The sequence below is a fragment of the Streptococcus mitis NCTC 12261 genome (assembly GCF_000148585.2).
GTDB lineage: Bacteria > Bacillota > Bacilli > Lactobacillales > Streptococcaceae > Streptococcus > Streptococcus mitis.
On sequence record NZ_CP028414.1, the window covers coordinates 424,036 to 443,374 of the forward strand.

Annotated in this window: 16 protein-coding genes, 2 tRNA genes and 4 pseudogenes; 9 read left to right on the top strand and 13 right to left on the bottom strand. The window is 36.5% G+C overall.

Annotated features, from left to right (window positions below; genetic code table 11):
- Nucleotides 1–79: 79 nt before the first annotated feature.
- The 5 genes and pseudogenes from SM12261_RS02345 to SM12261_RS02365 all read right to left on the bottom strand — a co-directional run bounded on the left by SM12261_RS02345 (nt 80) and on the right by SM12261_RS02365 (nt 2,026).
- Nucleotides 80–283 (bottom strand): CsbD family protein, encoded by a 204-nt coding sequence (locus tag SM12261_RS02345; protein ID WP_000109960.1) that lies wholly within the window; start codon nt 281–283, stop codon nt 80–82.
- Between the two features lie 30 nt (nt 284–313).
- The gene (locus SM12261_RS02350; protein WP_000064112.1) at nt 314–922 is read right to left on the bottom strand and encodes an Asp23/Gls24 family envelope stress response protein; all 609 of its coding nucleotides are present in this window, start codon (nt 920–922) and stop codon (nt 314–316) included.
- Nucleotides 923–959: 37 nt separating this feature from the next.
- The gene (locus SM12261_RS02355; protein ID WP_000455069.1) at nt 960–1,130 is read right to left on the bottom strand and encodes a DUF2273 domain-containing protein; all 171 of its coding nucleotides are present in this window, start codon (nt 1,128–1,130) and stop codon (nt 960–962) included.
- An 11-nt stretch (nt 1,131–1,141) separates the two neighbouring features.
- Entirely contained in the window at nt 1,142–1,714 is a 573-nt protein-coding gene (amaP, locus tag SM12261_RS02360) for an alkaline shock response membrane anchor protein AmaP (protein ID WP_000047598.1), read from the bottom strand.
- A 76-nt stretch (nt 1,715–1,790) separates the two neighbouring features.
- A pseudogene (locus SM12261_RS02365) lies at nt 1,791–2,026 on the bottom strand (GlsB/YeaQ/YmgE family stress response membrane protein).
- 376 nt (nt 2,027–2,402) lie between these two features.
- Here SM12261_RS02365 and SM12261_RS02370 point away from each other — a divergent pair.
- From SM12261_RS02370 to SM12261_RS02395, 6 genes and pseudogenes are all read left to right on the top strand, one after another.
- Nucleotides 2,403–3,268 (top strand): annotated as a pseudogene (locus SM12261_RS02370) (AcpB/EbpR/MafR family transcriptional regulator).
- Between the two features lie 360 nt (nt 3,269–3,628).
- Nucleotides 3,629–4,624, top strand: coding sequence for a LacI family DNA-binding transcriptional regulator (locus tag SM12261_RS02375; protein WP_000230210.1), 996 nt, complete (start codon nt 3,629–3,631; stop codon nt 4,622–4,624).
- Between the two features lie 75 nt (nt 4,625–4,699).
- Complete coding sequence (locus tag SM12261_RS02380) at nt 4,700–6,010, top strand: ABC transporter substrate-binding protein (protein WP_001225466.1); 1,311 nt, start codon at nt 4,700–4,702, stop codon at nt 6,008–6,010.
- Between the two features lie 95 nt (nt 6,011–6,105).
- Nucleotides 6,106–7,008, top strand: coding sequence for a carbohydrate ABC transporter permease (locus SM12261_RS02385; protein ID WP_000032530.1), 903 nt, complete (start codon nt 6,106–6,108; stop codon nt 7,006–7,008).
- A 1-nt stretch (nt 7,009) separates the two neighbouring features.
- Nucleotides 7,010–7,855, top strand: coding sequence for a carbohydrate ABC transporter permease (locus SM12261_RS02390; RefSeq protein ID WP_000819520.1), 846 nt, complete (start codon nt 7,010–7,012; stop codon nt 7,853–7,855).
- A 9-nt stretch (nt 7,856–7,864) separates the two neighbouring features.
- Nucleotides 7,865–9,184 (top strand): glycoside hydrolase family 32 protein, encoded by a 1,320-nt coding sequence (locus tag SM12261_RS02395; RefSeq protein WP_000608890.1) that lies wholly within the window; start codon nt 7,865–7,867, stop codon nt 9,182–9,184.
- A 171-nt stretch (nt 9,185–9,355) separates the two neighbouring features.
- Here SM12261_RS02395 and SM12261_RS02400 read toward each other — a convergent pair whose 3' ends face one another.
- The 4 genes from SM12261_RS02400 to SM12261_RS02415 form a co-directional block, all read right to left on the bottom strand.
- Entirely contained in the window at nt 9,356–10,234 is an 879-nt protein-coding gene (locus SM12261_RS02400; RefSeq protein WP_000241137.1) for an SDR family NAD(P)-dependent oxidoreductase, read from the bottom strand.
- Nucleotide 10,235: 1 nt separating this feature from the next.
- The gene (locus SM12261_RS02405) at nt 10,236–11,072 is read right to left on the bottom strand and encodes an alpha/beta fold hydrolase (protein WP_000121100.1); all 837 of its coding nucleotides are present in this window, start codon (nt 11,070–11,072) and stop codon (nt 10,236–10,238) included.
- A 13-nt stretch (nt 11,073–11,085) separates the two neighbouring features.
- Nucleotides 11,086–12,090 (bottom strand): NADP-dependent oxidoreductase, encoded by a 1,005-nt coding sequence (locus tag SM12261_RS02410; protein ID WP_000861520.1) that lies wholly within the window; start codon nt 12,088–12,090, stop codon nt 11,086–11,088.
- Nucleotides 12,091–12,186: 96 nt separating this feature from the next.
- Nucleotides 12,187–12,618 carry an Rrf2 family transcriptional regulator gene (locus SM12261_RS02415; protein ID WP_000379854.1) on the bottom strand — a complete coding sequence of 144 codons (432 nt, stop codon included), beginning with the start codon at nt 12,616–12,618 and terminating at the stop codon, nt 12,187–12,189.
- 981 nt (nt 12,619–13,599) lie between these two features.
- Between SM12261_RS02415 and SM12261_RS02420 the strand changes: the two genes are divergently transcribed.
- The gene (locus tag SM12261_RS02420; protein ID WP_001062781.1) at nt 13,600–14,889 is read left to right on the top strand and encodes a membrane protein; all 1,290 of its coding nucleotides are present in this window, start codon (nt 13,600–13,602) and stop codon (nt 14,887–14,889) included.
- A gap of 9 nt (nt 14,890–14,898) precedes the next feature.
- Nucleotides 14,899–15,988 (top strand): annotated as a pseudogene (locus SM12261_RS02430) (AI-2E family transporter).
- Between the two features lie 140 nt (nt 15,989–16,128).
- Here SM12261_RS02430 and SM12261_RS02435 read toward each other — a convergent pair.
- The 4 genes and pseudogenes from SM12261_RS02435 to SM12261_RS02450 form a co-directional block, all read right to left on the bottom strand.
- Nucleotides 16,129–16,201, bottom strand: a tRNA-Lys gene (locus SM12261_RS02435).
- A gap of 62 nt (nt 16,202–16,263) precedes the next feature.
- Complete coding sequence (locus tag SM12261_RS02440) at nt 16,264–16,779, bottom strand: DUF308 domain-containing protein (RefSeq protein WP_000672740.1); 516 nt, start codon at nt 16,777–16,779, stop codon at nt 16,264–16,266.
- A 355-nt stretch (nt 16,780–17,134) separates the two neighbouring features.
- Nucleotides 17,135–17,207, bottom strand: a tRNA-Lys gene (locus SM12261_RS02445).
- 264 nt (nt 17,208–17,471) lie between these two features.
- Nucleotides 17,472–18,748 (bottom strand): annotated as a pseudogene (locus SM12261_RS02450) (replication-associated recombination protein A).
- A 115-nt stretch (nt 18,749–18,863) separates the two neighbouring features.
- Here SM12261_RS02450 and SM12261_RS02455 point away from each other — a divergent pair.
- Nucleotides 18,864–19,334 (top strand): DUF3013 family protein, encoded by a 471-nt coding sequence (locus tag SM12261_RS02455; protein ID WP_000257127.1) that lies wholly within the window; start codon nt 18,864–18,866, stop codon nt 19,332–19,334.
- The last annotated feature ends 5 nt before the right edge of the window (nt 19,335–19,339 follow it).

The following is a 19,339-nucleotide window of genomic DNA, read 5'->3' on the forward strand; positions in this document are numbered from 1 at the left end:
AGCTTTTTGTTTTCTGAGAATCATCTTGACTCAGACTCTTTTGACTAATGTTACTAAAAAGATAAAGTAACTTTTAGCCTTATTTATTGTCGCCACTCAACATGTTTTTAACACCTTCGATAGCACCTTCTACAGCGTCTTTGGCATCTTCAGCAACTTCTTTTACTTTAGAAACAACTTTTTCAGCTGTTCCTTCTTTTTCCATTTTTTCATCACCGATGGCTTTTCCAACACCTTCTTTAATAGAACCTTTAGCTTGATTTAATTTTTCTTCTACTGACATGATAATTTTTCCTGTTATATTTATTTTATCTTAGTTTACACGAGTTTTTTCGTGAGATACTACACCAGTTGCTGCACCTTTAACAGCTTCTACACCTTCGCTAACTTTTTCTTGAACAGTTGAGAAACCAGATCCAAGACCAGATTTAGCTTTTTCGAATTGTTCTGAAGCGAATTCTCCTGTTGATTCAGCAACGTCAGATACGCGATCTTGAAGGCTTACTGAGTCTGCTTCATGTTGTTCTTTTGTTTTGATGTCGACAACGTTTACGTTGATTTCAACAACTTCCAAGTCAGTCATTTTAGCAACTTCTGAAGATACGATTTCTCTGATTTCTGAATATAAAGCTGGAACATTTTTTTGGTACTCAGCAATAATGTTTAAGTCAACTGCAACTTGTGTTTTACCAACTTCTACGTTAACACCACTTGTTACGTCATCGCTGTTAACGATTTTTTCTTTAAGATTTGAGAAGAAACCACCGTCGATTCCCAAAAGACCTGAAACGTTTTCTAGTGACAGACCAATGATTTTTTGGATAACTTTATCTTCGTAAGTAAGTTCCCCTTTGATTTCGTGAGCTACAGCAGTAGCATCTTTCTTTTCTACGTTAGTGTTTGTGTTTTTTTCGTTTGACATATGAAACTCCTTTAATTAAATTAGTAATTTTTATTTTTTATTTATCTATATAGTTTTTTTCGATATATAACCCAGCTGCAACTCCCAGTGCTCCTAAAATCAATACAAATATTGTTTTGAAGAAGCCAAAGGAGATAATCAAACAAGCGAGAAATACGCCTATGAGACCAGTGATAATTGGATATCGATATTGTTTAAGCCATTCCATTTTTTACTTCCTTACTTCACACGACTAACAGTCTTTTTGTTTTGAGGTTTTGGTTTAGGCTGGTAGTCTTTTACTAGAACTTCTAGTTTAACCTGACGCTCAATACCAAAAAACTGCTTCAATCCATTAGTTATTTCATTTTGAATTAGTTGGCATCTGTCAGCGATGTTGTCCGAAGGAAGAATTTTACCTTCTACATGAACGAAACATTTATTTTTTCGTAAATTTACATGAACAGTTGGGTTCTTGATCAATCCATGATCACTTACCAAACTTCTAACAAAACCTTCGATTGCAGAATTCTTTAATTTTAATGTATCGTTTTTAGTTTCAAGTTGAATTTCCAAATAACGTTTAGGATAAAACAACACAACTAATATCGATAACAAAACTAAAGTTGATAGAGCCACTATCCCCCAGAATATATATCTAGAGAGATAGAATTCAACGAAATGATTCTGTCTCCAGCTAAATAGCTGAATGCCTAGATCACTAACTTGATGATAATCTATCAAAACAGGAAGGAAAATTGTCAAGATTAAAATACAGAAAATAATTAAAAATATTTTCTTTGTTTTTGACATATACAATCCTTTCGATTTAACATTAAACTATTTTTACCCGTCTAATCTATTTAAAAATAGTTTATTCTACAAGTAATTATTTTTTACCTGTAAAGAATGATACTACAGTAACAACAATTGCTGCTCCTGCAATAGATGGGATCAAAGCCATTCCAGCGATGGATGGGCCCAACTACCTAAAAGGGATTGTCCTACAGATGACCCGACTAAACCAGCGAATACATTTGCGACGATTCCCATAGAACTACCTTTTTTAGTGATTCTACCTGCTACAAGTCCAATAAGACCTCCAGCAATGATTGACCACAATATTGCTTACCCTCCTTTTCTATTTTAATATTAAAAAATAAATCAATTACTTTGATTATCGCTATTATATAATTTTAATATAAAAAAATCAATTATTTTGGTTATTATATAATTTTAATATAAAAAAATCAAATTCTTTGATTGTTGCTATTATATAAATTTTTAAAAATAAAAATATAATCTTTCGACTTGAATTTGATCCTGTATTCACGCCCTCAATAGACGGTAAAATAAGAAAATTGTTTATATATTGCCTCCGTAGTGTTATTATACGAAATAAAGGATTTTAGTAAAAGTCGTTATATCATGCTATACCTATTCTTTGTGGTATAATTGCAAGAGGTGAAATCCGATAATTTATAAAAAGAGAAAGACATTCATGAGAGATTTATTATCTAAAAAAGTCATAGGCAATTAGAATTATTATTTGAACATAAACGTTAGTTTCATCGTTCTGAACTAGCAGAGTTATTAAATTGTACAGAACGTGTAGTCAAAGATGATCTATCCCATGTTAAATCTGCTTTTCCTGACTTGATTTTTCATTCTTCGACTAATGGTATACGCATTATTAATACCGATGATAGTGATATTGAAATGGTTTACCATCATTTCTTTAAGGATTCAACTCATTTTTCGATTTTAGAATTTATATTCTTTAATGAAGGTTGTCAAGCTGAGAGTATTTGTAAAGAATTTTATATCAGTTCATCTTCGCTCTATCGTATTATTAGCCAAATCAATAAAGTGATTAAAAGGCAATTTCAATTTGAAATCAGTCTGACCCCTGTTCAAATCATTGGAAATGAGAGAGACATTCGTTACTTTTTTGCACAATATTTTTCAGAAAAATATTATTTCCTAGAATGGCTATTTGAAAATTTTTCATCAGAGCCCCTATCTCAATTGTTAGAATTGGTATATAAGGAAACAAGCTTTCCAATGAATTTGTCAACTCATAGAATGTTAAAGCTGCTCCTGGTTATGAGTAATTTTGATCAGTATCATGCAAAATCCGTTGCAGAGACACTTTCTTATTATTGTAGCAACAATTTTGAACTTGAAGTTTGGACTGAATTAGAATTATCAAAGGAATCTTTAGAAGAATCGCCTTATGATATCATCATTTCTAATTTTATTATTCCTCCGATTGAGAATAAGAGACTGATATATTCAAATAATATAAACAAGGTATCACTCATATCTTTGTTAAATGCCATGATGTTTATTCGATTAGATGAGTAACCAAAAATAACAAAAAAACGCTATTTCGCGTTTGAACTGTACCTCAAAAGTTAGACAGAAAAAATCTAATTTTTGGGGTGTTTTTGTTAAGAAAAGACATTCAATCATTTAAGCAAAATGTACATCTAGATTCATAGCCCTCTAGATCTCTTGCTTTTTTTGTAGAAGATACGAAAAAGCCTTGATTCCAAGGTTTTTCCTGTTTTATGTAGATGTCTACACATGAAAATTGAAGTATTTTCAAAAGATAATTGGAGTGATTTTATTCATGATAGGAAAAAGAATCTGGACAAAAATGATTGAGAAATAGTTGCTTAAAAAGCGTTTGCATGATACTATATATTGAAAGGAGGTGATAAGATGGTAGAACAAAGAAAATCAATTACCATGAAAGATGTTGCTTTAGAAGCAGGAGTTAGTGTTGGAACTGTTTCACGTGTAATTAATAAAGAAAAAGGTATTAAAGAAGTAACTTTAAGGAAAGTTCAAAGGGCTATAAAAACATTGGACTATATCCCTGATAATTATGCTCGAGGTATGAAAAAGAATAGAACAGAAACTATCGCTTTGATTATTCCGAGCATATGGCATCCATTTTTCTCGGAGTTTGCCTATCATGTTGAGAAAGAGTTATTAAAATATAATTATAAATTATTTATTTGTAACGCTGATAGCGATTCACAAAATGAAATCGAATATATCGAAATGTTGAAACAAAATAAAGTGGATGGAATTATTGGTATTACATATTCTGATATTGACAAATATATTTTATCTGATTTACCGTTTGTAAGTATAGATAGACATTTTTCGGAAAATGTATGCTATGTTACTTCAGCAAATTACAAAGGAGGACAAACTGCAGCAGAGGAACTGGTTAGAAGGGATAATAAGCACCTTGCTTTTATTGGTTCAATTAATATGTATGAGAATGAGACTATACTCAGAAGTAAAGGATTCAGAGAAAAAGCTAAGGAATTAGGAGTAGATGTCTATAATTTTGAAATGAAAGAACCTTTAATAAATCCTGAAGATCAGATAAGAATTTTTTTGCAATCTCATAAAGAAATTGATGGTATATTTACAATAAATGATATGATGGCTCTGAGAGTTATTAGTGTTATGAAAGAACTGGGGAAAATAGCACCTGATGATTACCAGATAATTGGGTTTGATGGTTTAAAAACTTCTGTCGATCAATCTTATCTAGTGTCTACAATAGTTCAAGATATTGGTATGATGGCAAAAGAATCTGTTGCAATGATACTGAAAATGATTAAGCGAGAAGAGATTCTAGAAAAACGAATCGTAATTCCCACATATTTTTGGGGAGATAAAACAACAAAAAAAATTTAAACAGCACTTGACAAAAAATGAAAGCGCTGTTATAATATAAACTATAAATGAAACGTTTCAAAAAGGAGGAAAAATATGCGTAAAGGTACAATGTTATCTGTTGTTGCGGGGCTATCGTTAGCTATACTTGCAGGTTGTAGTGGAGGAACTAACTCAAAACAAGCGAGTTCTTCAAATGATATTAAAGTCTGGGTACAATTCTCTGACGAAACCAATGAAGGAAAAGCTTGGCAAAAAGTTGTTGATAACTTTAATCAATCAGGAAAAAGTAAGTACAAGGTTGTAACTGAGTATATTCCTCGTAGTGGTAGTGGTGGAGGATATGAAGACAAGGTTAATGCTGCTATCACGACTAATAGTCTTCCAGATGTTATTACCCTTGATGGACCAAATACGGCAGCTTATGCAAAATCTAAAGTGATTACTCCGCTAGATGATTATCTAAAAGATAATAATATGGATGATGTTTTGGACAGTATTAAACAACAAGGAACTTATGATGGCAAATTCTATGCATTTGGATTTTCTGAATCGAATGTTGGTGTTTATTACAACAAAAAAATGTTCAAAGAGGCCGGAATTGCGGAATCAGAGCTTCCAACGCTAGAAAAGCCATGGACATGGGATGAATTTAATACGATTGCTAAAAAATTGAAAGATCATTATAACAAACCGGCAATTGATTTTCGTATTAATTCAAACGATGAAATGTTACCATATGCTTATATGCCGTTGATTTGGTCAAATAATGGTTCTGTCGTAAACGAAGATGGAACAAAGGCAGAAGGATACTTCAACTCAAAAGAGAGTGTAGAAGCAGTTCAATTCATTCAAAATCTTGTAAAAGAAGGTTACACAACTGTTAGTCCAGTCGAAAAAGGTTTTGAAACAGGAGAGTATCCAATGCTTTTGAGTGGTTCTTGGACGATTGCTGACATGAATACAAACTACAAAGATATTGATTTTGGTATCCTTCCTTACCCAGTATCTAGTAAGACGAAAAAATTAGTATCCCCTTCAGGTAGTTGGCAATTAGCTGTTACGACAAAATCTGATAAAAAAGAGGCAGCATCTGAATTTGTTAAATTTGCTACAAATACAGAATCAAGTGAAATTATTAGCTTGGGGAATTCGGTCCTTCCGATTCGTAAATCTACAATTGAAAATATCAAAGATAAAGTGACCGAACCAATGCGTTTCTTGATGGAACAAAATTCAAAAACAGCTCATGCTCGCCCAGTTGTCGTAGCATATCCTCAGGTTTCTCGAGCTTTTCAACAAGCAATGCAAGATATTAGCTATTATGAAGAAAATCCAAATGTGCAAAAAGTCTTGGATACTCGTACAAAAGAAATGCAAACTGCTATTGATCAGTCACTCAAATAATCTGTAAAAAGGAAGGAGGAAGGAAAATATTTGGAACTACCTTCCCCTTTCTTGTTAATAGCCTAGTTTGATATATATGATTAAAGGAGATGGATATGAGTAAAGAAACTGTTGTGGATACAAAAAGACGTGAAAAAATAAAGGATAACATACTAGGTTATAGTTTTTTAGCTCCAGCTTTAATTTTATTAGGTATCTTTTTAGTAATTCCAGTTGGAATGGTCATTTATTACGCTTTTACAGATTATTATTTGTTGACACCAGATGAAAGAAAATTTGTTGGACTTGAAAATTTTATTCGATTAATAAAGGATCCGATTTTCTTAAAGAGCTTCTTGAATACGTTGAAATTTGTTGTTTGGATTATTCCAGTTCAATTGGGAGCAGCCTTAGGAATGGCTTTGATTGTTAATAAAAAGCGCAAAGGGAATATGTTTTTTAAAGTGGCTTTTTTTGCTCCAGTTGTCATGTCCTTGGTAGTTATTTCTATTCTTTGGCTTTATCTTTTAAATCCAAATAGTGGCTTATTAAATGCTATTTTAAATAAGGTAGGTATTGCTTCTCAACCTTTCTTGACTAGTCCTAAACAAGCTATGTATGCAATTGTTTTTGTTTCTGCTTGGCAGGGTGCAGGTTATCAGATGCTTTTATTTTTAGGAGGAATGCAGAATATTCCACAAGATGTATATGAAGCTGCTGAATTGGATGGATTCTCAAAATGGGCTCAGTTTCGTTATATCACGATGCCCCTACTAAAACCAACAGCACTGTTTGTATTGTTAACAACTTTAATTTCTGCTTTTAAGCTGATTGTACAACCAATGGTTATGACGCAAGGTGGGCCATTAAACTCAACAATTACTATGGTGTACTATATTTATCAACAAGGTTTTACTGATCGTCTTGTAGGATATTCTAGCTCAATCGCTTTAGTATTTACAACGTTAATTGGTATGATTAGCTTAGTACAACGTCGAGTTCTGAAGGAGGATGACTAAGATGAAACGATTTAAACCAACAACAATCTTAGAATATATTCTGTTAACTTTATTGGCAGGACTCTTCCTTTTTCCTATGGTTTGGATGGTAGTTTCAGCTATGAAGCCAGAAGCGGATGTTTATAAAAATTTGACTAGTTGGCAAGCCTTCTTACCAAGTTTAAATCCCGCTGATTGGTTTAAACCTTATCAGGAAGTATTTGAGCGCTTTAGTATTTTTACATATCTAGGGAACAGCATTTTTTATGCTGGAACGTTTGCTATTGGTTCTATTATTGTCAATGCACTGGCCGGTTTCGCTTTTGCAAAAGTAAATTTTTCAGGTAAGAAAATTCTATTTGGTTTCTTACTTGCTTTACTTATTATTCCAGTAGAAACTGTGTTAATTCCACAATTTACCATTATCAATTCCTTAGGTTTGGTCAATAATCGTCTTGCAGTTATTATTCCAGGATTGGCGAGTGTATTTAATATTTACTTATTTAGGAATTTCTTTATTGCAATTCCAGAAGAGATTCTTGAGTCTGCAAAGATGGACGGAGCAAGTATCGTTAGAATTTTCTTTAGAATTATGCTTCCAATGTCTAAACCTGCAGTTGCTACAGTTGGTGTTTTATCATTTATTTCAAGCTGGAATGATTATATTTGGCCATTGATGGTTTTGACAGATTCTTCTAAATTTTCAATGCAGGTTGCAATTACAACTATTAATACAACTCAACCAGTTTATATCAATCAGGTAATGGCTGTATTAACTATTTCAACGATTCCGTTGATTTTGGTCTATGTAGTCGCTCAGAAATATATTGTTCAAGGTCTGGGTGGTTCCGGAACTGGAATAAAATAGGATATACTTATGATAAATAAAACATTTACAGTAGAAAAAGCCAATCGTTTTATAGCAGAAAATAAACATCTCGTAAATACTCAATATAAGCCTAAAGAACATTTTTCAGCTGAGATTGGTTGGATCAATGATCCAAATGGATTTGTCTATTTTCGTGGAGAATACCATCTCTTTTATCAATTCTATCCTTATGATAGTGTTTGGGGGCCTATGCACTGGGGTCATGCTAAAAGTAAGGACTTGGTGACTTGGGAGCACTTGCCTGTGGCACTTGCTCCTGACCAAGACTACGACCGCAATGGTTGCTTCTCAGGATCAGCTATCGTCAAAGACGATCGTCTCTGGCTCATGTATACTGGTCACATCGAAGAAGAAACCGGTGTCCGTCAAGTGCAAAATATGGCATTTTCAGACGACGGGATTCACTTTGAAAAGATTGAACAAAATCCAGTTTCAACTGGAGCAGACTTGCCAGATGAGTTAATTGCAGCTGATTTCCGTGATCCAAAACTCTTTGAAAAAGATGGACGCTATTACTCCGTAGTAGCTGCCAAACACAAGGATAATGTGGGCTGTATCGTTCTACTAGGGTCCGATAACCTAGTAGAATGGCGGTTCGAATCCATCTTTTTAAAAGGGGTAGAACACCAAGGCTTTATGTGGGAATGCCCAGATTACTTTGAGTTAGATGGGAAAGATTGCCTTATTATGTCACCCATGCGTTATCAGCGTGAAGGAGACTCATATCATAACATCAACTCATCGGTTTTGTTCACGGGTAAGGTAGATTGGGGAGAAAAACGTTTTATCCCAGAATCAGTTCAAGAAATTGATCATGGGCAAGACTTCTATGCGCCTCAAACATTGTTGGACGATCAAAATCGTCGTATCCTGATTGCTTGGATGCAGACATGGGGGCGTACCCTTCCAACCCATGACCAAGAACACAAATGGGCATGTGCCATGACTTTACCTAGAATTCTAAGATTGGAAGATGGCAAACTAAGACAATTCCCTGTTAAAAAAGGCCAATATCAAATCCAAATAGATAAAGATTGTCATTACCACTTAGGAAATGATACAGATTATCTTGAATTTGGTTATGACAGTAATGCGCAGCAAGTTTACATTGATCGTAGCCATCTTGTTCAAAAAATTCTAGGTGAAGAAGAACAGGACACTAGTCGACGGTATGTAGATCTTGAAGCTAAAGAATTGGAAGTTATTCTAGATAAAAATTCCATCGAGATTTTTGTCAATCAAGGCGAAGCAAGCTTGACGGCAACCTATTACTTAACAGTGCCAGCGGAGCTATCACGAATCGATTAAAAATTAATACTCTTCGAAAATCAAATTCAAACCACGTCAGCGTCGCCTCACCGTACTCAAGTACAGCTTGCGACTAGCTTCCTAGTTTGCTCTTTGATTTTCATTGAGTATAAGTTATTTCTCCTAAAGAAAAAGTTCTCTTTCTAGCAAAATGGAAAGAGAATTTTTTTTCTAATTAAGCAGAGCAGATTTCTGTTTAAACAACTCAATTTTATCATTACAGTAATTGATTAAATCTCGAGCTTTCTCAAAAGTATAGCCTTTTTCAGATACAGATTTCACTTTTTTCTCATCAAAATAGTAGCCAGTCAAACCAGTGACTTCTTCTGACAATGTAAGATAGTAGCCTGTTTCAATTCCCTCGTCTAGATTTTTGGAAAATGACTTCATCAAGCGTCCGAAGAGAGACTTTTTCGTCTTTTCATCACTGGAATCATTCCCTAAGTTAGTTGAAATCAAGCCAGGATGGTAGGCATTAATAGTGATATTTGAACCTCTTAAAAAGAACTCTCTGGCAAGATAGCGTGTCATCCAAATGGTATATAATTTAGAATTATTATAGGCCAATCCTGGATTATAGTTGTTCTCAAATCCGAAGTCCAAATCCTTGACCTTTGCAAAATGATGCATATAGGATGAAGTGTTAATGACACGGCCGTTAGCCGCTTTTTCTAACAAGGGACTTAGCTCAGTTGTTAAAATATAAGGAACGAGAACGGATAACATAAAAGTCAACTCGACATTTTCAGCACTCGCTTTTCGTTCTTTCCCTGCATAAAGGCCTGCGTTGTTAAACAAGACATCGATACTTTGAAAGTCTCGCTTAATTTCCTCTACAAATCGATAAATATCATCTAATTTAGAAAAATCTGCCAAGTAGCTAGAAACTCGGTCTCTCAAGGAAATTGCGCGAACCTCTTGAAGTGCCAGCTCAAGTTTCTGAGGATTTCGACCATGGAGGATGATATGATGGCCTTGGCTGGCCAATTTCTTTGCTAAATGTTTACCGATACCGTCAGTAGCACCTGTAATCAGAATTGTTTTGACCATATTAGTCCTCTAAGAAAGCTATTAGTTCTGTTGAAAATTCGTCTGCATATTGGAAGATCGAACCGTGACCAGCATTTGGATAGATAATCAGCTTGCTATCTTTTATTTTCTCATGCATATCGTAAGAATTTTCCGTTGGAACCTGCATATCCTTATCCCCGTTGACGATTAAGGTTGCTTGGGTGATAAATTTTAGGTCGTCTTGAGAATCTTTCCCCCAACGTTTAATGGCTTTGAGTTGAGTTAGGAATCCTGATAGGTTCATGTCTTTATCCGCAAATTCCTTTGTTCTCATCCCCATTCGTCCTAGGACTTTCAAAGCTTCAATTTTCCCTTGTTTATCATGATTATAGAAGATATAGCGTTTAGGATCGGTGCGCTCGAGTCCCGCTTTAAACATATAGTTAAAGGTTTTTCCTGTGACCTTATCGACCTCTTTTCCGCCTCGAGGTCCTGTTCCAGCCAAGATTAAACGATTGACTAGAGTAGGCTTGATTCGGATGATTTCTTGGGCAATCATACCTCCCATAGAAAGACCGAGAAGATTGATTTTATCGTAACCAAGCGCTTTTACAAAGTCAATTGTCTGCTTAGCCATTCCAGGAATCGTCGAAGCAACTTTGCCCTGACTAGCTCCAACACCAGGAAGATCGACTACAATGACATGGTGCTTTTCAGCAATCAAGTCCAAGAGTTTAGGGTCCCAGTTATCGAGAGTTGCTGCCAAATGGACCAGCATCAGAAGAGGTAGTTTTGATTTGCCTTTACTAAGTTCGCGATAAGCGATTTTGTTTCCGTCGACTGTGATGTATTGATTTTTTGTAGTAAGATATGACATTGTGTTTTCCTTTTTATTTCTTAAAGCTGAGGACTGTTTTTCCACGTGAGCGACCATTAGCGACCTTGTCTAATGCGCTATTTACCTCTTCAAATGGATAAACTGTATCGATAGAGGGTTTGATTTCTAATTTACTAAAGAGGTCAGCTACCTCTTGTAATTGAGCGCCATTGCTTTCTACAAAGATAAAATGATAGTGGACGCCATATTTTTCCGCCATCTTATCAAATTTGCGACCTGCTAAGCCAAGAATCATCTGTTTCCATTTTGGTAGATTCATGCGTTTGGCAAAGGCACCGTTTGGCATGGCACGAAGGGAAACAAGATGACCACCTTTTTTCATGATAGACATTTGTTTTTCAGTTTCAGCCCCACCAAGTGTATCGAGGACATAATCAACCTGGCTAACAGTTTTTGTATAATCCTCTGTTTTGTAATCGATAAATCTATCTGCTCCTAGTTTCAGAACACGCTCAGCACTATCTCCAGCTCCATTGGTGATGACCTTCAAACCTTTGGCCTTGGCAATTGGAATGGCCATTCCACCGACACCACCAGTCCCACCAGAAATAAAGATCGTTTTCCCAGCTTGAGCGCCCATGAGTTCAAGAGCCTGTATAATGGTCAAGGCAGTAAGAGGAACAGAAGCAGCCTCCTCGTCTGATAGATAGTCTGGAACCTTGGCTAAGGCTTGGCTATCGACAGCTACGTATTCTGCAAAGGCACCGATATGATCAAGTGGCAGACGGCCAAAGACACGATCTCCTACCTGAAAGTTGTTAACTTTCTTGCCAATGCTTTCAACGATTCCAACCACTTCGTTACCTGCAGTTTGAGGAAGTTTGTAAGGAACAATCATCTTGACTTCGCCACGAGAGATCATGTTATCGAGAGGATTAACCCCGGCTGCGGTTACTTTTACCAAGACTTGTTTGTCTGTAATGCTTGGTTTAGCAACTTCTGTGATGTTCAGTGTGATATTGTTTTTGTTATAAGTAGTGTGTTGTGCGACTTTCATGTGTTTTCTCTTTTCTTTTTAATATGATTTTATATACCTGTATCTGATACAAGTATATGTTGTTTCCAATAAAAACTGACTTGACTTGCTATCAAATCAGTTTCGGACTTGTTTGGCTTGTTTATATAGATTGTCAATGACATCTTCTAAAGTTTGATTTGCTAATTCCTTCTCTAATTGAGATTCGGCACTAGCGAAAAGCGGTGAAACTGCTCCTTGGATATGTTTTCCAACGGGACAATCGGGATTACTATTTTGATGAACAGGGAATAAACTAATGTGATTGATTTCTTGAGTAGCATAGTAGATCTCTAGTAAAGTCATTTTCTTTGGAGACTTACTGAGTTGATAACCTGTTTTTCCTTGCTGGGAATGAATCAAATCTGCATTTTTCAATAAGGCAATCACTTTTCGAATGTAACTAGCGTTAGTCCCAACACTAATAGCTAGTGCTTGAGAACTTAAGGTTTCCTTGCTTTCACTAATCATTGTTAAGATATGCAAAGCAACTGAGAATTTTGTATCCATATGAATCCCTCTCTTAATAAACTTGTATCAGATACAAGAACAATTATAACATAAATTAAAAGAAAAGCAAGTCTTTTGTTTTAAATTTTAAAAAATTTTGAGTGCAATCAGATTAGAGCTGTCTGGGAAGGGTGTTCATAAAATTATACCGTTGATATCCATTAGTTGACCAAAAGTAGAACAGATACACAAAAAAGCCTTGTAAATCAAGGCTTTTTCCTGTTGTATTTAGATGCCCCCTACAGGGATTTGGAAAGGACTTTCATATTGAGAGCAATTAAAAATATTGAAATATAAGTGATTTTAGGTATTTTCAATGTCATGATTTAAAAATGGGACAAAAGTGGGGCAAATCAGTTATAGACAAGCAAAAAAGCCTTGTAAATCAAGGCTTTTTCCTGTTGATTTAGATGCCCCCTACAGGGATTTGGAAAGGACTTTCATATTGAGAGCAATTAAAAATATTGAAATATAAGTGATTTTAGGTATTTTCAATGTCATGATTTAAAAATGGGACAAAAGTGGGGCAAAAACCATACAGATTCTAAACTGTATGGTTCTTTTTTTATCTAACCAAGAAAGGTTAAAACTTATTAAAACAAATGCAATCAACTGTTGAAAACTTTTTAGTCCGTGTAATATAAAAACAAGTAAAAAGTTGAACTATAGGGAATATTGTGTCATAATAGGTAATAGATGAATAATTAATAGATTGGAAATAATGCTTTCTTACCTTAACAAGTTGAATTGGTTATACATTTTTTCGTCGCAATTGTGTCTATCTCTCGAGTTTAGCTAGTTTTTATAAGCTCTGGCTTCTAATCAATATAACAAATTTTAGAAGTGCATAAGACAAGATGGTGACATTACTACAGTCATTTCTAGTCACCATATGTTGCTGGCACAGGCTGTTTGTAGTGTTGGCTATTTACTAGTCAGTTTAATCGGAGTGTTTAATTTTTATTGTTGAAAGGTTTTTATATGGCGAAAATTCTATCTTTAGGTCTGACAGGTAAGAAATTACTTGCTCAGGGGTTCTTGTTTGTTCTGCTAGGTCTCATCTTGATGGTCACGGGGACTTGGTTGCCAGTAAAGGTTATTCGACTGGTTCTGTTTTTAGCTTGGATAGCAACGGTCTTAGATTTAGTATTACGTATTTTCAAAAAAAGTCAGTCAACGGACACCTTGGGAGTTGCACTGGTTAAATTGTTAGTGCTGGGATATTTGCTTGGCTCCAATCTTGCGACGGATGTGCCGATTTATATTTTGGCTCTTGTGATTGGAGTTTATCAGATTTTTCATGCTAGTATTAACCTTGTCACCTATGTTCTCTACCGCAAAAACAAAATTCGACCTCGTTTTCGTCTCTTACTAGATGGACTCGTACTAGTTTTTCTTGGTGGGACTAGTCTTTTGTCCTCTACAGGAAATTCTGTCTTTCAACTCTTTGTATTAGGGGCTTATTTTTTCCTTTATGGTCTGTCCAATATCCGTGACGGTTTCTTATTTGAAGGGGAAATTGGGAAAAACCATCTCAAACGTCGTATTAGAATTAGCTTACCTATTGTCCTAGCCGCTCTCATCCCTGCAAGAACTTTAGCAAAAATCAACAAATTCATGCAGGAAAATGCTGATGAGAGAGAGGATATCCATCTTGGAATGGTGAAGTCTGGTAAGACAGCGGAGCTTGAAATTTTTGTTCATACAGCTGAGACCTCTCTGTTTTCGGCAATTGGTCATGTGGATATCTGCTATCAAGGCCGTGTTATTTCTTATGGCAACTATGATCCGTCTTCTGAGACCTTATTTGGCATGGTAGGAGATGGTGTCTTATATTTCTGTGATCGTGACAAGTACATTGACCTATGTAAACGTGAGAGTCAAAAAACGCTTTTTGGTTATGGGATAGATTTGACGCCTGAAATGGAAAAAGCAGTTCAGAAAAAGTTGGCTGAATTGAAACAACTGACGATTCCATGGGAGCCAAGTGCAGATAAAATCATGACAGGTGATGGTAAGGAAGACTACACCTACGCTTATAAAATCAGACATGAGACAGATGGGGAACTTTATAAATTTATCAAATCTAAGTTTAAATCCTACTTTGTCTTATCTACAAACTGTGTGCTCTTGGCTGATACCATAGTCGGTCAGGCTGGCACCGATATCCTCTCACCCAAAGGATTTATCGCACCAGGAACTTACCAAGCTTACCTTGACCGAGAGTTTGAAAAACCAAATAGTATAGTCGTATCTAAACATGTTTATTAAGGAGAATTTATGAATTTAGTAAAAAAATACACCCCATTAATACTTTTTATAGGGCTGGTTACTCTTGTAATTCTGAATGCATCAAGCTTTATATCAGGGGCAGTATCTCTCTTTGAAGTAACTTCTACCTTGATTTATGGTGCTGTCATTGCTTTTGTGCTCAATGTTCCCATGAAAAAAATTGAAGAATTCCTAGTTAAAATGAAGGTAAAGGCAGGGTTGCGCCGTCCGATTGCTATGGTGCTTGTTTTCCTATCTCTTATCTTAATCGTGATCTGTCTTTTGGTTTTGGTGCTTCCAACCCTTGCTCAGACTATTAGTCAGCTGGGAGCAGTCCTTTCAACAGTCCTGACTCAACTTGGGAAATTGCTAGACAGCTCGGAATTTGTAACCAAAGACATGCTGTCAACTATCGTATCAGGAATTCAGGGACAGTCTAGCTCTATTAGTCAAGCTTTGATAACCTTCTTATCCGGTCTGACTAGTAATATAGGAAATATTTTTTCAAAGTATAATGAATGCCTTTCTGATTATAGTATTTACCTTTTTATTTTTATCCAGTAAGGAACATCTGGCAGCGATGACGAGTAGACTTCTAAAAGTTATATTTCCAGAGAAAGTGGTGACAAAGTTAACTTACATTGGACAAGTAGCACTAGAGACTTATGACCAATTTTTGATGAGTCAGCTGATTGAAGCAGTCATCATAGGAGTTATGATAGCGGTTGGCTACAGCCTGTTTGGACTACCTTATGGGGTAATGACAGGTATATTTGCAGGAGTGCTATCGTTCATTCCTTATGTAGGGCCTATGATTGCTTGTGTTGTGGGAGCGATTTTTATCTTCACAGTGAGTCCTACTCAAGCCTTACTTTCTCTTCTTCTATATCAAGTTATACAGCTGATTGAAGGAAACCTTATTTATCCTAGAGTTGTAGGTCAATCTATTGGTTTGCCAGCTATTTTCACGCTTGCGGCTGCTAGTATTGGAGGCAATCTCTTTGGCTTACTTGGGATGATATTCTTTACACCGATATTTGCTGTTATCTATCGATTGGTTAAGGAATTTGTCGTTGCAAAGGAAAATCAGCTAGATTAAGAAAAACTAAATTTAATAAGATATACTGAGAAGAGAGTGAGAGATTCTCTTCTCTTTTATTTTTAAATACTTTTCTACAAAAAGCTATTAGACGTTAAAAAAAGCCTTGGTTTCAAGGCTTATTTCTGTTGATTTAGATGTGCCCCCTGCAGGGCTCGAACCTGCGCCCCATAGCTTAAGAGTCTACTGCTCTACCAACTGAGCTAAGGAGGCAACAGAAAAAGCTGAGAATGTAACTTCCCAGCTATTTTAATATGCCCAAAATGGCAGCTAGATTATTTACGAAAGGCATCAAGGATATAGGTGAAACCAACAATTAAAAATGCAAAGGCAACGACATAAACGACAAAGACACTTGTAGCTACTGGATTGAACAAAATCACTAGACCTAGTAAAAATGCAAGCAACGCTATCCACATGATATGGTTGCCAATAATAGGGAAAATCAATCCCAGACGATTGCCTTTAAAGAAAACTATAATGGCTTCTACAATTAACCAAATTCCTAAAATAGTTGGAATGACAACTGGCAGCGTCACAAAGCCATAGGCAACGAGGTAAAGAGCTAAGAGAAGATTAACAATCCCTTGGAAAAGATGAGCTGGTGAGCGAAGCTCTTTTGGTACAGAGAAATAGCCTAAAATAGCTGCTATAGAAGAAACCAGTAAACCAAATGCAATCCACCAGCTGTAAGCAACAAGATTAGCTACTGGGTTTGTAAATAGGAAAAGTCCTAAAAGGACAAAAACAACTCCTGCAAGGAATAGCAGTAAACGATTAGAAAATTTCATTTCAATACCCCCTATATAGTATAGTATAGTTTGATAATAAAAATATTATACACCTTTTTAGAGGAAATGTCAATAAACAAAATGGAAAATTTGGAAGTTTCAGTCTGATTTATGAAAAGAAAATCAGTTTTTATTATTTTGAAAATAAAAAGAGAAGATAAAATTTGTCTTCTCTACATGAAAATATTGTATGGAATCAAAGCAAAAGTAACTGGCTTTACACTATTTGTAAAGATGTAATTTGATTCAAAAAGAAAAGATAGATTTAAAATGTGGGACAAATGATGGGGTAAATCAGTTATAGACAAGCAAAAAAAGCCTTGGATTTACAAGGCTTTTTCCTGTTGTATTTAGATGCCCCCTACAGGGATCGAACCTGTGACCCACGGATTAAGAGTCCGCTGCTCTGCCAGCTGAGCTAAGGAGGCAAAGAAAAAAGCTGTATTGGTGCCGAAACTTCACGGTTTGTATTGAACCCGCGCAATTAAGCAGGTGGGCAACTCGCTCTAACTGAAGCTGTTTCCGTGTGAGACGGCCTACATGCTGTTAGAAGACTTTTGTTTCCCTAATAATACAAAAAATAGTCGGTCAACACTTAAGTGTGAAGTCGTACACCACAGCGTTTCTATGTTTATATAATACCACTTTTTCAAAAAAAATCAAGAGGAAAGTGCAATTTTTTGAAAAGGATTTCAGATTTTTCGCAAACGGTCGATAGCTTCCTTTCTTTGAGCCAAAGCCCGTTCATATTTACCAGTATCTTCTGCTTGGAAATAGTGATGATTACGAATTTTTTCTGGTAGATAGTCTTGCTTGACCCAATTTCCAGGGTAGTTGTGTGGATAGAGATAGTCTTGGGCATTCCCCAGTTCCTTGCTTCCACTGTAGTGCCCATCACGCAGGTGTCGCGGAATAGGCAAGTGCCCTGATGTTTTGAGGTCAGCAAGTGCCTTATCCATAGCCACATAAGCTGAGTTGGATTTCGGAGAAAGGGCCAAATCAATCACGACATTGGCAATGAGAATACGGGCTTCTGGGAAACCAATCTTCTGGGCAGCATCCAGAGCAGTCACGGTGTGAATCTGGGCTTCAGGATTGGCCAAACCGATATCTTCATAAGCGATAACAGTCAAACGACGAGCGAGACTTGGCAAATCACCAGCCTCAATCAAGCGGGCAGCATAGTGAAGACTGGCATCAACATCTGAGCCACGGATAGACTTTTGCAGGGCTGAGAGGACATCGTAGTGGCCATCTCCATCCTTATCCATAGTGATGTAGCTTCGCTGCAGGCTATTTTCCATGATGTCTAGAGTGATATGGCGGATGCCCTTGTCATTTTCGGGAGTAGAAAGAACAGCCAAGTCAAGTGAGTTGAAGGCAGAGCGAAGGTCTCCGTTTGTAGAGGTAGCAATGAAATCCAGCGCATCCTCATCTAGTTCTACTGGAAAATCAAAACCACGCTCAGGGTTACTTAGAGCTATCTGCAGGGCCTCTTTGACGTCTTGGTTAGACAGAGGTTCCAACTCAAAAATTTGAACACGGCTACGAATGGCAGGAGTGACAGAGAAGAAAGGATTTTCAGTCGTAGCGCCAATCATGATGACCAGACCACTTTCCAAGAGAGGTAAGAGGAAGTCTTGCTTTGGTTTTATCTAGTCTATGAATCTCGTCTAGTAATAGGACGAGACCACCAGAGAATTTAGCCTCTTCCGCAAATTTCTTGCAGTCGTTTTTTACTATCAACTGTCGCATTGAAAGTTCGAAAGGCATACTTAGTAGTCCCTGCGATGGCAGAGGCAATACTGGTCTTGCCGATTTCCCCGGAGGGCCATAGAGAATCATGGAGGGACAGGCGGTTGGCTTCTACCATGCGGCGGATGATTTTTCCTTGTCCGACCAGATGTTCCTGACCGATGACCTGGTCGATGGTTTTAGGGCGCATGCGAAGCGCGAGATTGTCTGGCATAGCAGTCCTTTCTAACGTAGATTTTCTGATGTATATGTGGTAAGATGGTAGTATCTATTTTAGCATATTTCCGAGCAATCGGGGCGATTAAAGAGTCGCATAGAAAGAGGACAAAATGGCAACATACGGATTTTTAGATGTTTTAGAGGAAGAGTTGGAGAAGAATTTTCCTTTTGACTTTGAGATTAGTTGGGATAAGCGCAACCACGCGGTTGAAGTGAGTTTTTTGTTAGAAGCGCAAAATGCTGCAGGCGTGGAGATGGTGGATGAAGACGGAGAGGTTTCATCAGAAGATATCCTCTTTGAAGAAGCAGTGCTTTTTTACAATCCTGCTAAATCAACAGTCAATGAGGAAGACTATTTGACTGTCATCCCTTACTTGCCTAAAAAAGGATTTTCCCGCGAATTCTTAGCTTATTTTGCGCTATTCCTCAAAGATACTGCCGAGGTTGGACTAGATGCCCTCATGGACTTTTTGGAAGACCCAGAAGCAGAAGAATTCGTCATGGAATGGAACCAAGAAGTCTTTGAAGAAGGAAAAGTCGGCTTGGAAGAGGGAGAGTTTTATCCTTATCCGAGATACTAGGAGTT

Bases quoted from the DNA above. Each gene is read 5' to 3' on its own strand.
- SM12261_RS02345 (WP_000109960.1), bottom strand. From the start codon at position 283: ATGTCAGTAGAAGAAAAATTAAATCAAGCTAAAGGTTCTATTAAAGAA.
- SM12261_RS02350 (WP_000064112.1), bottom strand. From the start codon at position 922: ATGTCAAACGAAAAAAACACAAACACTAACGTAGAAAAGAAAGATGCT.
- SM12261_RS02355 (WP_000455069.1), bottom strand. From the start codon at position 1,130: ATGGAATGGCTTAAACAATATCGATATCCAATTATCACTGGTCTCATA.
- amaP (WP_000047598.1), bottom strand. From the start codon at position 1,714: ATGTCAAAAACAAAGAAAATATTTTTAATTATTTTCTGTATTTTAATC.
- SM12261_RS02375 (WP_000230210.1), top strand. From the start codon at position 3,629: ATGGTAGAACAAAGAAAATCAATTACCATGAAAGATGTTGCTTTAGAA.
- SM12261_RS02380 (WP_001225466.1), top strand. From the start codon at position 4,700: ATGCGTAAAGGTACAATGTTATCTGTTGTTGCGGGGCTATCGTTAGCT.
- SM12261_RS02385 (WP_000032530.1), top strand. From the start codon at position 6,106: ATGAGTAAAGAAACTGTTGTGGATACAAAAAGACGTGAAAAAATAAAG.
- SM12261_RS02390 (WP_000819520.1), top strand. From the start codon at position 7,010: ATGAAACGATTTAAACCAACAACAATCTTAGAATATATTCTGTTAACT.
- SM12261_RS02395 (WP_000608890.1), top strand. From the start codon at position 7,865: ATGATAAATAAAACATTTACAGTAGAAAAAGCCAATCGTTTTATAGCA.
- SM12261_RS02400 (WP_000241137.1), bottom strand. From the start codon at position 10,234: ATGGTCAAAACAATTCTGATTACAGGTGCTACTGACGGTATCGGTAAA.
- SM12261_RS02405 (WP_000121100.1), bottom strand. From the start codon at position 11,072: ATGTCATATCTTACTACAAAAAATCAATACATCACAGTCGACGGAAAC.
- SM12261_RS02410 (WP_000861520.1), bottom strand. From the start codon at position 12,090: ATGAAAGTCGCACAACACACTACTTATAACAAAAACAATATCACACTG.
- SM12261_RS02415 (WP_000379854.1), bottom strand. From the start codon at position 12,618: ATGGATACAAAATTCTCAGTTGCTTTGCATATCTTAACAATGATTAGT.
- SM12261_RS02420 (WP_001062781.1), top strand. From the start codon at position 13,600: ATGGCGAAAATTCTATCTTTAGGTCTGACAGGTAAGAAATTACTTGCT.
- SM12261_RS02440 (WP_000672740.1), bottom strand. From the start codon at position 16,779: ATGAAATTTTCTAATCGTTTACTGCTATTCCTTGCAGGAGTTGTTTTT.
- SM12261_RS02455 (WP_000257127.1), top strand. From the start codon at position 18,864: ATGGCAACATACGGATTTTTAGATGTTTTAGAGGAAGAGTTGGAGAAG.